The organism is Ruminococcus flavefaciens, from assembly GCF_900143025.1.
Classification (GTDB): Bacteria; Bacillota; Clostridia; order Oscillospirales; family Ruminococcaceae; genus Ruminococcus; species Ruminococcus flavefaciens_I.
In genome coordinates, this window is sequence record NZ_FRCT01000011.1 from 75,998 (window position 1) to 91,215 (window position 15,218).

General features: G+C 45.3%; 10 protein-coding genes and 1 pseudogene. 9 read left to right on the top strand and 2 right to left on the bottom strand.

Features of this window, described 5'->3' with window-relative positions; all coding sequences use genetic code 11:
- Entirely contained in the window at nt 1–1,431 is a 1,431-nt protein-coding gene (locus tag BUB28_RS11745) for a family 16 glycosylhydrolase (RefSeq protein WP_072951643.1), read from the top strand.
- A 170-nt stretch (nt 1,432–1,601) separates the two neighbouring features.
- Entirely contained in the window at nt 1,602–3,521 is a 1,920-nt protein-coding gene (locus BUB28_RS11750) for a diguanylate cyclase domain-containing protein (protein WP_072951645.1), read from the top strand.
- Nucleotides 3,522–3,564: 43 nt separating this feature from the next.
- On the opposite strand, the gene cls is transcribed toward BUB28_RS11750, so the two are convergent.
- Nucleotides 3,565–5,097: a cardiolipin synthase gene (gene cls / locus BUB28_RS11755; protein WP_072951646.1), complete on the bottom strand. Its 1,533-nt coding sequence runs from the start codon at nt 5,095–5,097 to the stop codon at nt 3,565–3,567.
- A gap of 129 nt (nt 5,098–5,226) precedes the next feature.
- Between cls and BUB28_RS11760 the strand changes: the two genes are divergently transcribed.
- Nucleotides 5,227–5,661, top strand: coding sequence for an acyl-CoA thioesterase (locus BUB28_RS11760; RefSeq protein ID WP_081373501.1), 435 nt, complete (start codon nt 5,227–5,229; stop codon nt 5,659–5,661).
- 38 nt (nt 5,662–5,699) lie between these two features.
- Here the strand turns inward: BUB28_RS11760 and BUB28_RS11765 are convergent, their stop codons facing one another.
- Entirely contained in the window at nt 5,700–9,068 is a 3,369-nt protein-coding gene (locus BUB28_RS11765; RefSeq protein WP_072951650.1) for a glycoside hydrolase family 97 N-terminal domain-containing protein, read from the bottom strand.
- 221 nt (nt 9,069–9,289) lie between these two features.
- Between BUB28_RS11765 and BUB28_RS11770 the strand changes: the two genes are divergently transcribed.
- The 6 genes and pseudogenes from BUB28_RS11770 to BUB28_RS11795 all read left to right on the top strand — a co-directional run bounded on the left by BUB28_RS11770 (nt 9,290) and on the right by BUB28_RS11795 (nt 15,195).
- A complete protein-coding gene (locus BUB28_RS11770) occupies nt 9,290–9,652 on the top strand; it encodes a hypothetical protein (protein WP_072951651.1) in 363 nt (120 codons plus the stop codon).
- 117 nt (nt 9,653–9,769) lie between these two features.
- A complete protein-coding gene (locus BUB28_RS11775; protein ID WP_072951653.1) occupies nt 9,770–10,831 on the top strand; it encodes a hypothetical protein in 1,062 nt (353 codons plus the stop codon).
- Between the two features lie 11 nt (nt 10,832–10,842).
- Complete coding sequence (gene radA / locus BUB28_RS11780; protein WP_072951655.1) at nt 10,843–12,219, top strand: DNA repair protein RadA; 1,377 nt, start codon at nt 10,843–10,845, stop codon at nt 12,217–12,219.
- Between the two features lie 4 nt (nt 12,220–12,223).
- On the top strand, nt 12,224–13,045 hold the full coding sequence (locus tag BUB28_RS11785; RefSeq protein ID WP_072951657.1) for a YhfC family glutamic-type intramembrane protease: 822 nt from the start codon (nt 12,224–12,226) through the stop codon (nt 13,043–13,045).
- Nucleotides 13,035–13,169, top strand: a pseudogene (locus tag BUB28_RS11790) (VOC family protein); the annotation flags it as partial. The gene BUB28_RS11785 and the pseudogene BUB28_RS11790, both read left to right, overlap by 11 nt.
- A gap of 163 nt (nt 13,170–13,332) precedes the next feature.
- Complete coding sequence (locus BUB28_RS11795) at nt 13,333–15,195, top strand: leucine-rich repeat protein (protein WP_072951659.1); 1,863 nt, start codon at nt 13,333–13,335, stop codon at nt 15,193–15,195.
- Nucleotides 15,196–15,218: the final 23 nt, after the last annotated feature.

Below are 15,218 nucleotides of genomic sequence, written 5' to 3' on the forward strand. Positions count from 1 at the left end.
ATGAAAGACTACAAAGCTTTATCTTTTATAGCAGCTCTTGCACTGATGGTTTCAGCAGCAGGCTGCGGAGATCAAAACACAAGCGACAGCAATGACAACAATAGCTCTGCAACAACTGCGGAAGCAACTACAGAAAAAACAACAGACGCTTCCTCAGACGCAGACGTTCCCGAGATAGAAGGCTACGACCTGCTCTGGAACGATGAATTCAACGCTGACGCACTTGACGAAAGCAAGTGGAACTACGAGCCCCACGAACCGGGCTGGACAAATGAGGAGTTACAAGAGTACACCACATCGACCGACAACGTTTTTGTCCGTGACGGAAAACTTGTAATCAAGGCAATAAAGTCCGAAAAGAACGGCAAGGACTACTACACCTCAGGCAAGGTGACAGGTCAGAACAAGACCGATTTCACTTACGGTAAGGTAGTCGTAAGCGCAAAGGTACCCGAGGGACAGGGCTTATGGCCTGCGATATGGATGATGCCAAAGGACGAGAGCTACTACGGACAGTGGCCTAAGTGCGGCGAGATCGACATTATGGAGGTCCTCGGAAACAACGTAAAGACTGCATACGGTACTCTCCATTACGGCGAGCCTCACGGCGAACAGCAGGGCACATGGAACCTTACAGGTCAGACCTATGCTGACAGCTTCCATGAATTCTCCGTTGAGTGGGAGCCTGGCGAGATGCGCTGGTACATCGACGGCAATCTTTACAATACAGTCAATGACTGGTTCACAGCAGAAAAGGGCGAGGACGAAAAGCCCTATCCTGCACCATTTGATCAGCCATTCTTCGTTCAGATGAACCTGGCAGTAGGCGGAACATGGCCCGGTAATCCTGACGAAACAACAAGTTTTGACAAGGCTGAGTTTGAGATAGACTACGTAAGAGTTTATCAGAAGCCCGAATACGATACAAATGTTAAGAAGCCTGAAAAGACCTATCGTGAAGCACTTGAGGACGGAAACTTCATCTACAACGGAGATTTCTCAGAGGCAGAGGATCTCACTGATGATGTAAACTGGAAGTTCCTGCTCTTTAACGGCGGCGAAGGCTCGGCAGAGATAAAGGATAATATGATAATCATAAAGTCCGAAAATGAAGGCACAGAGGACTACTCAGTACAGCTGGTACAGCCCGATCTTCCGATGATAAAGGGCAAGAAGTACAAAGCAACATTCGATGCATACGCAGACGAGGAAAGAGATATCGTGGTATGCGTTTCAGCTCCTTCAGCAGGCTGGATAAGATATTTACAGGATACTAAACTTAAAGTTACCCCCGAAAAGCAGACATTCACCTATGAATTTGAGATGAAGGAAAAGGACGATCCTAACGGAAGACTTGAATTCAATCTCGGACACAGAGGTTCAACTGCTACGGTATATATTTCAAACGTCAGAGTCGAAGAGATAGCTTGACCTCTCTTAGAAAACAGCCGGCATAATGCCGGTTGTTTTTTTGCAGAATAAACAAGGAAAAATAGACAAATTTGTCTGCTGTATCTATTGCTTTTTAGTTAATAATATGTTATAATAAATTGTTGATCATATCGTTTCAGAATCTATCTTACTTACAAAGGGGTGCAATAATGGATAGACCAATAGAAATCGCTGTCATCGTCGCGGGAATCGACGAAGAGTACCAGAACGCTGTTTTAGACGGAATAAAGAAATGCGCCAAAAGATACCGTGCTAATATTTCCTGTTTCTGTTCATTCAGCGGCGTCCTCTCCAGCCGAAAATTCGACGTTGGCGAATACAACATCTTCAACCTGATAAACTACGAAAAGTTTGACGGAATGATACTTCTCACAAATACCATCAGCGATGCTATCGTAAAGGAAAAAATTATTTCAAAGGTAAAAAGCTCAGGACTTCCCGTAGCCGTCCTCGACTGCGACGACTATCCCGAGTTCTATAACATAAGCATAGACAATTATAAGGCGATGCGCTCACTTGTAGATCATATACTTGAGGAGCATAAGGTCACTCTTGTAAACTTCATTTCAGGACCTCTTGCCAACCCCGAAGCTTCTGCAAGACTGAACGCTTTCTATGACTCTATGGACGCTCATTCCGTGCCTGTAGACAACGACCGCGTGTACTTAGGCGAATTCAGAGCGGCTGACGGCAAAAAGGGCGTGGATCAGTTCATAAGCTCGGGTATGCCTCGTCCTCAGGCTATAATATGTGCCAATGACGCAATGGCACTTGCCGCTATAGAGGAGCTCAACAATTTCGGCTATAATGTTCCCGACGACGTCATAGTAACAGGCTTTGACAACACATACAACGCCCAGCATCACGTACCCTCACTTACGACAGTATCCCGTCCTCTCGAAGAGGCAGGCTACAAAGCCTGCGAGATACTCATAAAGAAAGCAAACGGCAAGGAATACGACGAGGATACTGTTTTTGAGGCAGTTCCTGTATTTAATGAAAGCTGCGGCTGTAAAAGTGAATCCAGGAACAATGCAGACGAATTCAAAGCGTCTTCCTATAAGCTGCTCAATAAATGCAGAAGGGATATCTCTCTCCTCAACCGCATGACCACAGAGCTTGCCGAAAAGGACGAACTTGACGACAATCTCCGTACTGTCGCCTGCTTTATACGCGATATAAAATGCGACAGATTTTGCATTTGCCTCTGTTCAAACTGGGACGAGGTCTCATCAGGCAATTCGGCAAATAGTACTCAAAACAATTTCCAGACCAAGGGGTATACCACAAAAATGAGTGCTCCCCTGATATTTGACAACGGTACAAATATCCCCGTCAAGGAGTTCCCAAGCTCGGATATGCACCCTGTCCCCCTGAACAACGGCGGAAATATCAGCTTCTTTATGCCGCTTCATTTCCGCGAATATTGTCTTGGATACTATATCTTTGTAAACAGTGATTTTCCAACAAAGAGCCTTATCTGTCATTCCCTCATGCTGAATATCAGCAACTCCATAGAAAATATCAGAAAGCTGATACACATGAACGACATGATAAAGGAGCTGGACCGCCTTTACGTCATCGACCCGCTCTGCAATATCTACAACAGAAACGGCTTTATCAGAGAAGCGGATAAAATGGTGAAAAAGTGCCTTGATACTAACCAGAAGCTCCTTATCGCATTCATAGATATGGACGGACTGAAGCTGATAAACGATAACTTTGGTCATAAGGAGGGTGACTTTGCACTCCAGCAGTTTGCCAACGTTATAAGCGAATGCTGCCGCGGCGGCAGGATATGCGCACGTTTCGGCGGTGATGAATTCATTATCTTCGGCGAAAATGCTTACGATGAGGACATAGAGGCTCTTGAAAGCGTTTTCCACGTTCAGCTTAAAAAGATGAACCGCCTTATCAACAAGCCATATGAGCTTGATGCAAGTATAGGCACCATAGTTACAGAAGTTGATGCCGATACCACACTTTTCAACCTCATAACACGAGCAGACGAGATAATGTACGAGGAGAAAAAACGTAAACGCACATCTCGTTATTTAAGGCATGATTAATACGATAAAAACGCCCCGATCATCACATATCGGGGCGTAAATATCATAACAATGGTGCAAACATATTAAGGAAAGCTCCCGCGATCTTTTTGAAGACGGAACGGCTGTTGCAGTCCTCCATTGTAATAAGCTGTGAGATCTCAGCTGTTTTGTTGAAATCCTGCACCATTTTCCTTATTACCGAGCACTCATAAAGTACGCTCCCGCACTCAAAATGCAGATAAAAGCTTCTGTAATCGAAATTGATAGTTCCTACAAGTGCGGTCTTACCATCTGCAACGCAGGTCTTTGCGTGAATAAATCCGGGGGTATACTCATATATCCTTACTCCCATAGCAGTAAGCTGCGTGTAATTGTTCCATGCGATCATATGCACGTACCACTTATCGGGAATATGCGGAGTTATTATCCTGACATCTACACCCTTTTTCGCTGCAAAGCCCAGAGCGTTCGTCATCTCCTCGTCAAGTATAAGATAAGGAGTCGTAATGCAGACATACTCACGGGCATTATTTATAAGTTCAAGATACACCCTTTTTCCCACAGGCTCCTCGTCAAGGGGAGAATCCGAAAAGGGCTGTACAAAGCCGTCACCTACCGGCATCGAAAGATACTGCGGCATTCTGGGCTTGAATTTCAGCATCTCGCTGCTTTCAGCCTTTTCCCAGAGCTGAAGGAACATTACCGTATAATTCCACACAGCCTGTCCACGTATCATAACAGCCGTATCCTTCCAGTGACCGAAACGCTCCTTGCGGTTGATATACTCATCGCCGATATTAGTACCGCCGTTAAAGGCTGTAATACCGTCGATAATGACTATCTTCCTGTGATCGCGGTTATTCTGAACAGAAGAGATCATGGGACGGAATGGATTGAACACCTTGCACTTTATGCCATTATCTGCAAGACGGCGGAATGGCTTGACAGAGTTCAGCATACCTGTGCCTATACCGTCATACATAAGCCTTACATCTACTCCCTCAGCAGCTTTCCTTATGAGGAGTTCTGATATGGTGTCAAACATATAGCCCTCGGTGATAATAAAGAATTCAAGGAAAATAAAGTGCTTTGCCGACTTTATCTCCTCCACAAGCTTTTCAAACTGTATCTCACCGAAGGGAAAATACTCTGCATGGAGATTTCTGTAGACGGGATACATACCGTAATCGGCAACATATCTTGCAAGATTAAGTGCATCGGGACACATTGCCGAAAGCTCATTCATTACGTCTTTGTCCTGCACAAGCAGTTCTCTTGTCTGCTTCTGGTTGCGCATATCAAGGGATTTCGGGAACTGCTGTGAAAGCTTCAGGAAAAGATAGGATATACCTCCCATAATGGGAAAAACGCTTATTATGACTATCCATGCCACACGGTAGGAAATGGGCTCATTCTTGTTTGTGATGTATACTGCAAGGATTATGTCCAGTATTATAAGAGCAAAATATACAAAGTAAAAGCGTCCGCCGAGACTCGTTACAGCAAGCATGAGAAACGCTATCTGAAGCAGGAGAAGTATGACAAAGGCAGCATTTGTACCGAGAATACTGCTGAGATGCTTTTTTATTTTCATTTTCCACCTCCTGATGATGATATTAGAATTATACCATAATTTTTCACAAATAACAATACCGCAAAGTCAAATGCTAAAACGGATATATGCACATTCCGTGCTTATTAATATATGAAAGGAATGATAGACATGAACAATATCAGACCCTATGAGAGAAACGTATATTACTATGAGACTGACAAAATGAAGATAATGCACCATTCAAACTATATTAGGATATTCGAGGAGACAAGAGTCCACTTTATGACGGAAGCAGGAATGCCCTTTGAGCAGATAGAAGCCAAAGGAGTCCTCATGCCCGTGCTATCGGTAGAATGTAAATACAAGCGTCCCCTTACTTTCGACGAACCATTTGCAGTATACCCCAAAATCGTAAAGTTTAACGGTACAACTCTCCATATCGAATATAAGCTGATAAGCAGAAAAACAGGAGAGGTCTGCGTAGAGGGAAGCTCCTCCCACTGCTTCACCGATCTTGATATGAAACCGCTTCGCACCAAAAATAAATATCCCGACATATATAAGTTATTCGCGGATTACAACGGATATGAAATAAAGGACTGATAAAAAAGCTCCGAGGCATAAACCTCGGAGCTTTATCATTACTTGGAAATGATCTTTTTGCGGAACATGATAAGGTCGAAAGCATCTATCATCTCGTCCTTACAGAGGTCAGCCGCAGCGAACTGCTGCTTGTTGAAGGTCGCAGAACCGAGGAGATATCTCTGCATGAGAACAAGATCGGCAACGCTGAATTCGCCGTCAAGGTTCACATCGCCCTCCACATCTTCATTCGGTATAGCAACAGCTATTCTGTCAATTGAAGGTCCGTAGCCCTTATCGTTATACAGCTTGATGGTATTCACGCCCTCCTTGAGCTTAACTGTAGTATCAGCAGCCGCAATACCCGACCAGTCGTTCCTGTTAGCATAAAGTCCGTCAAGAGTTGTGGCATAAGAGCCGTTTACATCTATTTTCAGGCTTCTTCTTTCGCCCGATACATAGTAGATACGGAGCTTATAGTCCCCTGCCTTATCCACCTTAACATTCTCGAATGTAACGTAGTTTGAAGCATTTCCGCCTACATAGCCAACATACGCATTGCCAGAGCTGTACTTGCCGTTCTTATCGGCAGTAATCGAAGCCTGTCCCGAAAGCTTAGCATTTTCAGCCTCATAGAACTTGAAATTGCTGTAAGGAGTTGTGAGCTTCATGCCGCTCTTTGTTATCTTCATGACAAAACCGCCGTTAGCAAGGAGCTTCTCCTCGATAACGCTGTCCTTTGTAACGTCCCTTATTATCCTGACCTCTATCTCGCTGCCGTCCTTGTTGTCGCCGAAGATATACGCAGTATATTCGCCCTCGTCATCAATAAGGTCGCTGAGCTTTATGGATATGCTCCTTGCAGAAAGCGTAGACGCACCTATATACCAGTTGCTGCCGCTTCTTCTTGCGGTAACATTGAACTGCATAGGTCTGCCGTCCAGAACCTTCATATCGTCCCATTTTACAGGCACATCATTGAGGAAAGGCAGAGCCTTGTTGCCCTGATAGGTATATACAGACTGAGCAAAATGCTGAACGCCCGACTCTATATTCACCGTATCTGCAAGTGCAAAGCCTGCTGTAGCCTTTATGCCGTATATCGGCACACCTGTAGGAGTAAAGTCAGCAGAGCCTACAACGTTTCTTGTGAATGTATAGGTTATACGATTTGCAAGTGAAGGACTTGTTCCCCACTTATAGAACTCCGTACCGTTTACAGCTTCGTATGAAACTATATTCGGATACGTTCTGCTTTCGCCTCTCGGCAGAGTACAGCCGTGGAAAAGCACCATAAGCTTATTCTTTGCGGCTATGCTTGCACAGAGGTACATCTGCTTCATGGTCTCCTGAGTATCGCTTTCGTAATAATCCACCTTTACGCCGCTTACTCCCAGACCCTTTATGCGCTCGAACTCACGGACAATAGTTGCTTCGTCAAGAAGCGAATAGTAAGGATATGCAGGGTGTCCTGCGCTGTCCTTATATCCTGAATGTCCCTTGTTGTTTACACCGTACCACAGATAAATGCCTATGCCCTTCTTTGCACCGTATTCGCAGAGCTCCTTTACCTTTGCCGCACTGTCGTCCCAGAGTGCCCAGCCGAAATCGAGACACACATAGTCCCAGCCGTTTTCAGCCGCAAAGTCGATATAGTCCTTCTGTGTGTGGTACTCTATAGGTGAGTCACCGCCGCTGCTCCACCATGACCATGCCACCTTGCCCGGCTTTATCCAGCTCGTATCATCAAGCACTGAAGGCGGATTGAGGTTGAGGATAAGGTCACTTGAAGCCATATCGTTGAGATTATCGGCAATTATAGCAGCTCTCCACGGAGTATGGAAGGCATTTTTCATAGTCACCGAGGAAGCCTTCATTCCGAAACGCCATGTAAGCGCCCGAGAACCGCCTGTTGTCTTTAAATAGCCTGCACAGTAAGGGTCGCTCTCATTGAAAACATTTGCCTCCGAAAGCAGAACCCAGTATTTATTATTGAAATTACCCGTGAGCGGTACCGAATAATCAGCCCACGCACTTGTCATTTTGTCAACATTGAATTCCGTAAAATCCCATTCATAGGTAGCATTAGGGATATTGCCCCAGAGAGTGCCCTGCTTCGGGAATACTACCTGACTTGCCTCCTCCTTTATGGTCGCACCGTGATCGAGAGCGTATCTGAAAGCCATGCCGTCATCGTACATACGCACATATACCGTAAGTGTGGAACTGCCCTTTTTGAGTGGGAACGAAGTCTCGTTGTAATGATTGCGGTAAGTACTGTGCTTGCCGAATGGCATAGTATATGTATCGTCATACTCCACTACAGACGCAGCAGGAGCAGTCTGCGAAAAGCCGCTTGACAAGTCCTCTGTAGTTGTAACGAAACCAAGCTTTGAAGGCTCTATGACAGTACCTATACTGCCGTGACTGTTCTTATGCACGGAATAGTAATAGCTTCCGCGGGAATCTACCCAGAATTTGGTTATGAGAGTCTTGTCGGGAGAACAGCTTTCCAGTTCGGGAACGCTTGTGAGCGGAGTGCCGTTTTCGGAGACTGATATCTCCTCCTCGGGAACAGCCTCTCCCTCTTTTATGGTATTCTCCTCAAAGGTATAAAGATACATCGGATCATCGGGAAGTATAGCTGCCTGCTGAGCAGTAAGCGCATAGCCATAAAGCGCAACATCGTCCACACAAGCTTTAATATCGTTGTCCGAATAGACTGAATGACCGATCGAATTGTAGATATAAGACGGCAGAACACCTTCACTGAAAAGGCTGTTCATAGTATCAGTAAGTGTATCAGCCTCGCTTATGCTTTGCAGCTTTCCGTCAATATAAAATTCCGCCTTTGTCTTTGAGTACACAGCCGTAAGCTCATGCCATTTTCCGCTGTCGGGAGCAGACTCTACATCAAATATAGCCCTGTGCTTGTCGTCGTTCTCGGTAGTCGTTCCCTTGCCCACGAATATACTTGTTCTGAAAGCCTTCTTATCCTTCAGGTCAATGGAGATATCGGGTGAAGAATAGCTCGGTGCCGCACCTGCTCCGAAGGGTACGGGCGAGAACTGATAAAGTCTTGTGTAGTTTCCTGCATCGCTGTCCAGCTTATACTTCAATGAAAAGCTGAAACCGTTCTCGCAGCCCTTGGCGAACATTGCAGGCAGCTGTAACCAGCCGCTGCCGAAGGAGTCGCCGTGAAGGTCGAGCACATCTGACTTCAATGTGCTGTCATAAACTACCGCCGCGCTGCCGCCCTTTATAACGGCATCGCCAGCAGCCGAGCCCTGACTGGCTACAACTGCATTGGAATAGTTCATTGCTGCATTTGCTGCGCTGCTCCGCGGTATCATCTGTACCGACGGCTGTATCAGTACACATAATGCCGCAGCTGTACTGATAGATTTGTGGATCAAGTTTTTCCTCAATTTTAATACCCTCTTTCTATAACATAATTATATTACCACTTCCTTAGTAAGAAGTGCATAATTTTATTACAATCCCGTTCTGTAATTTGTCTATTTTATATATTATACATCTATCCATTTATTATTTCAACCCCGATAATAAAGAAAAGGTGGATATTTTGCCAAAAATACAGTCTTTACACCATTTTCCATATATGGTAAAATATCATAGAGGTGATACAATGGAAATATCTTATATTCACGAGCCTACCGACCTGCAATGCGGTCAGGCAGTACTGGCTATGGTGCTGAAAAAGACTCCCGAATACATATGCCGATACCTTGATAACGACCGTGAGACCGACCTTAAAGAGATGAAGCGCACCTTCCGCGAACACGGTGTTTACATATCCGATAACCGCATACAGGCAGAGGACAAATCACAACTCCCGCCTCTTTGCCTGCTCAGCCTTGAAACTCCCCGCTGCTGGCACTGGTCACTGTACTGCGAGGGCACCTTCTACGACCCCGAGCACGGCGTACTCGATGACTTCCCCGTATGCAGCCGGAAGTATTACTGGGAGCTGAGATGCAGCCTTGAATAATGACGTAAATCCGTTGTTTTTCATAAAAAAATGCACTTTCGACCTGTAATAATATTTATTGACAGAGTTCGTCAAAAGTGGTACAATAATTGTATATAAATCCGGGAGGCAATAACATTGAATATAAAGAAAAACACTACCCTTATCATCATGGCAGCTGCTCTTTCCGCGTTTACGGGCTGCAACGAAACAAAGAAAGCAATTGAACCGCCGCCGAGCCTGCTTGATGTAAATTCCGCTCCATCTGATATCAGCTTCGACTGGCAGCAGCCCTTCAAGGCAACTATTGACAGTTTCAAAGGCTCTGAAAGATATTCAGATGACTCCATGTTCGATATATACGACCTTACAGGTGATGATATCCCTGAGCTTATAATCTCTCCGTCATCGGAGGCTTCATCAAAGTGTGATGTATATATGCTCATCGGCAGTAATGCCGATCTTATAGCTACTACAGGCTCATACGGCACCTTACAGTATATTCCCTCGCAGACAGCTATAGGCTTCTCATATGACGGCGAAACCTTCTCATTAGGAGAATACCTTACATTCAAGGAAGGAAGCTTCAATAAGGAGTTCGACTTCTTCAACAACTCGGGCAGCGCAGCATCAGGTGCTACGATACGCTATGAAATAAACGACAACGAGGTGACTCTTGCAAAGTATGAGGAGTATCTCCACCTTTACCGTGATTTCGTAACCGCTGAGGTGGGAAGAAAATACACCATGGGCGATAACGCTATAGACTATGCTCTCAACTATTCCCAGTGCTGGAGCAGCGTTATGAAGGACGATCAGAAGGCTTTATATAAGGAAAAGCTCTCTTCTATTCTTGCAGATCCCAATATCAAGGACGCTGCATTTGAGATAATGGATCTTGATCTCAACGGTGTCCCCGAGGTAGTTGTCTCCACAGGTATCCTCAATGACTCAAAGGTATGTGTATTCTATCTCGAAGAGGACGGAATAAAGGAACTTGATACCACCTGTGATACAGACGGCGGCATACACTTTGATGTAAATGCCAAAATATTCTACGCTACGGATTTTGACGGCAAGGTCCAGTGCTGGTCGCTTGCAGGCTCTGATATATCCAATTTCAAGCCATCTGACAGCACTATGCTCTGCGGAAGATTATATCCGCTCACAGCTGAAAACATAGATCTTGCCTTTGCTTGATGAGGTAAAAAATGGCTAAATCCAAATATATATACACCTGTAATCAGTGCGGCTACGAAAGCACAAAATGGAACGGAAAATGTCCCTCCTGCGGAGCATGGAACAGCTTCGAGGAGGATATTGCCGATACAGCTCCCGCAGGTATGCGTTCAGCATCATCGGGCGGAGCTGTCCCCGACCTTTCCGACAGTATCCTCGAACTTGAGGATATCGGTGCTGACAGCGATGTGCGCTATGATACAGGTATCGGAGAGCTTAACAGAGTCCTCGGAGGAGGGCTTGTAAAAGGCTCTCTTGTTCTTCTCGGAGGAGAACCCGGTATCGGTAAAAGTACCATACTCCTGCAAATATGCCAGTTTCTCGGCGAGGAACACTCCGTACTCTATGTTTCGGGAGAGGAGTCGGCAAGGCAGATAAAGCTCCGCGCACAGAGACTCGGAGTGGATACGGAAAATCTCTATATCCTCACTGCCACCGATGCAGAGGCTGTTGCACAGACTATTGCTTCAAGCGCCCCTGATATCGCTATAATTGACTCCATACAGACAATGAGCATAAGTCATATAAGCTCCAGCCCCGGAAGTCTTACTCAGGTAAGAGAATGTACGAACCTGTTCATGCACACCGCCAAAAATCAGGAGATACCCATTATCATAGTAGGTCACGTAAATAAGGACGGCGCTATCGCAGGTCCTAAGGTAATGGAGCATATCGTTGATGCGGTGCTGTATTTCGAGGGCGAAAGGCATCAGAGCTATCGTATTCTCCGCGCTGTGAAGAACCGTTTCGGCTCTACCAACGAAATAGGCGTATTCGAGATGCTTGACAAAGGACTGCGCGAGGTGTCAAATCCGTCGCAGATGCTCCTTGAAGGCCGCCCCCATAATGTATCGGGCACCTGTGTAGCCTGCGTAATGGAGGGAAGCAGACCTATACTTGCAGAGGTGCAGGCTCTTGCCTCAAAGACAAGCTATTCCGCACCGCGCCGAATGGTAACGGGCTTTGATTTCAACAGGCTCAATATCATCATAGCCGTACTCGAAAAGCGTCTCGGCATATTCATGGGCGGACTCGATGTATACCTGAATATAGTCGGCGGCTTCAGACTTGACGAGCCCGCAGGCGACCTGCCTGTGGCTATGGCGCTTTACTCGGGAGTTATGGACAAGCAGATAGACGAGCAGCTGATAGCCTTCGGTGAGATAGGTCTTGGCGGAGAGATACGCTCGGTATCACATATAGTACAGCGTATACGCGAGGCTGAGCGCATGGGCTTTACCACCTGTGTAGTGCCTAAGCAGTCCATGTCGGCTGTTGCCCCTAAGGAATATAATATAAACATTATCCCTGCAAGTACGCTCAAACAGGCTTTTGCCGCTATAAAATAAAGCTATGAATGATATCGTTTTTTCGGGAAGTACCCTTATCGGATACTGCATAACCGCACTTATTTATCTTGCACTTCCTGTTGCTGCATTCTTTATAATGCGCAGATATAATTCCGCAAAGCTTCTGCCAATAACAGCAGGCATCATCACCTATTTCCTTTCAACAAGACTTGCTGACGGTATGGCTTATATCATGCTGCCTGCCGCTTCATTTGCACAGAAAGCAGCCATATCCACAGAGATAGTGTGCATTACGGAAGAGTTTGGACGCTGGCTTGCAATAAAGTATCCACTGCTCAACGTAAGGACTTCGGGTGCTGCTGTATGCTACGGAATAGGTCATGCAGGACTTGAATGTTGGATAAGAGGCTTTGATACCTTTAATATCATAGGCTACGGACAAAAGCTGAACAGTGAGGGCGTTGAACCCTTTACAGCCGGTAAAACGCCGCAGGCTGCCGAGGCGGTTATAAAACAGCTAAATGCATTTGCCGATAACGATATCTTTTGCAGTATCCTTGACTGGCTGAATATACTAACAAATTTCGGATTTCATATATGCCTGTCTGTAATGATATTCAAGAAGCTGAATGATAATAATTTCAAGAAACGCTGGCTGCTGAGAGCTATACTGCTCCACTATCTTCTCAACGGCAGTGTATGGCTGACTTCATTCAGCGGTATCGCAGTATTATCAAAGCTTACAGGCATAATAGTCGGTGCGGGTATCATCGTCTATGTTTACAGGACTATCGACGGTCGCTCCGTAATTGATGATATAATTTATCCCTCACCTGAAAAACAGGAGGAATATTATGAGACTTGACGGATTCGGATTATTTGTCGAGAATATGGGCGAAATGATACGCTTTTACCGCGATGTTATCGGCTTTGAGATAAAAGAGGATGAAAATACGTCTAATGTTTATCTTATAAAGGACGGCACTCTTTAAGCTATCATAGTAACACAATATGTGCGTCCACTATCGGTATATATTAAAAAGCGCAGCACGGATAGACCTTGCTGCGTTTTTGCTTTATATGTTGCTGTTTTCAGGATTTTATGTTATAATTGATTTGAAAAAAGCTTCATGCTGAATCGGAGGGATATAAATGAAAAAACGTTTTTTGTCACTGTTTACAGCCTTGCTTATGATATGCACCTGTCTGTGTCCTCTGCTGACCTTTGCTGTTGATTACGATAAAGACGAATTTTTTATATTGGACGGAGTTCTGGAGGCTTACTACGGTTACAGCAATGAAGTCGAGATCCCCTACGGAGTTACCGAGATAAGCGGTATTGCCTTCAGTAAAAAACAACTCAACCGCGTAACTCTTCCCGATACGGTAAAAATAATCGGTGACTACGCCTTTGAAAATACAGGTCTTATGGAAATAAACCTGCCTGACGGACTGGAAACTATCGGTTCTTCCTCATTCCGCGGTACCTGCATACAGCGTTTAACTATCCCCGATTCCGTTACCTTAATAGACGACTACGCATTTGTGGATTCAGAGCTGGAGGAGGTAATTCTCCCCAAAAGTCTCCGATCTATCGGCTACATGACATTTGCTCACACAAAGCTAACCGAAATAGATATCCCATACGGTGTCACCGAGATAGGCGAATGTGCTTTTTATTACTCACAAAGACTTGCAAAGGCTACTCTGTCCGATACCGTGAAAAGCATAGGCAGTCTTGCATTTTCAGGCACAATGCTTAACGAAATAAATCTGCCCGAGTCTCTGACCGATGTAGCTCTCAACGCCTTTTCAAGCACACCTTTTATGTACTCTCTCAAGGAAAAAAACGGCGGCTGGCTCATTCTCGGCAACGGCAAGCTGGTAAGCTATGTGGGAGATGATGTAAACGTAACCATACCCGATACGGTAAAAACTATCGGCTCAAAAGCCTTTATTAACCGTGTACGTATGCAGTCACTTACCATACCAAATTCAGTAAAAAGCATTGAGGATAACCCTTTTGTGAACAGCAAGCCCCGACGTATCTATTCAACAAATCCTTTGGCGAAAAAGCTTTCTGTCCCATGTGTTTCTCAACCTGAAATTCCTCCCGCAAAAGGCAGCTATGCCCTTGATCTTTCTGCCGATACGTGGAAGATATCAAACGATAAGGAGTTTTTCGGCGATGAATACTACTTCACAGATAGTGCGCAGATAAAGCTGACAGAGCTCCTTCCTGCAAAGTACAGGACATTTGATGAAGGCTGGGAAGGCTCATGCTACGGCTTGGTACTGACAGTTCTTATGACAAAATACGGACTGATTTCCGCAAATGATATAAAGGAAGGAGCAAAATCGCTCCGTGATATCAGTCCCGCCCCCGATGTAATATCTGTCATAAATTATCATCATTTCCTGCAATACACAGAGGCTGCAAGAAAAATAGAGGATCACCCGGGCGTACACGAGCTTGATCACTTCGATCAGATGATAGAGCTCGGCTGGCAGGCTCAGGAACAGGGCAAACCTTTCCTGTTTTCATTCGATACAGGCGACGGAGGTCATACCTGTGCAGGCTGCGGCATAGAGTCGGGCAATTGGGAATTTGACGGTAACAACTACGACCGCCGCATAGTACTCTGGGATCCTAATTTCCCCGATGAATACAGAGATGACATATGCCTTTACTACCGCGAGTCCGATTATTCCTACTGTATCCCGTTTTACGGTGTACATTGCAAATACGACAGCCTTACTAATGTGGGAAGGATAAAAGCTGCGACCGATGCGATAGATATTATCGCTGAACCTGCTTACCCATTCGGAGAGATGTACGTGAAGGGCGATGTGAACGGCGACAGCTCCTTTGATGTAGCTGACCTTGTAACTATGCAGAAATGGCTCCTCGGCAGCGGCAGTCTTGAAGTCCCACTTGCAGGCGACTTTGTTGCCGACGGTATCATAGATGTATTTGATATGATAAAGATGAGAAGACTGCTCATAGAAAAATAAGCATAAAAACGGTCATAACCATA

Coding starts and splice junctions, on each gene's coding strand:
- BUB28_RS11745 (WP_072951643.1), top strand. CDS start 1: ATGAAAGACTACAAAGCTTTATCTTTTATAGCAGCTCTTGCACTGATG.
- BUB28_RS11760 (WP_081373501.1), top strand. CDS start 5,227: ATGAACAATATCAGACCCTATGAGAGAAACGTATATTACTATGAGACT.
- cls (WP_072951646.1), bottom strand. CDS start 5,097: ATGAAAATAAAAAAGCATCTCAGCAGTATTCTCGGTACAAATGCTGCC.
- BUB28_RS11770 (WP_072951651.1), top strand. CDS start 9,290: ATGGAAATATCTTATATTCACGAGCCTACCGACCTGCAATGCGGTCAG.
- BUB28_RS11795 (WP_072951659.1), top strand. CDS start 13,333: ATGAAAAAACGTTTTTTGTCACTGTTTACAGCCTTGCTTATGATATGC.
- BUB28_RS11785 (WP_072951657.1), top strand. CDS start 12,224: ATGAATGATATCGTTTTTTCGGGAAGTACCCTTATCGGATACTGCATA.
- radA (WP_072951655.1), top strand. CDS start 10,843: ATGGCTAAATCCAAATATATATACACCTGTAATCAGTGCGGCTACGAA.
- BUB28_RS11750 (WP_072951645.1), top strand. CDS start 1,602: ATGGATAGACCAATAGAAATCGCTGTCATCGTCGCGGGAATCGACGAA.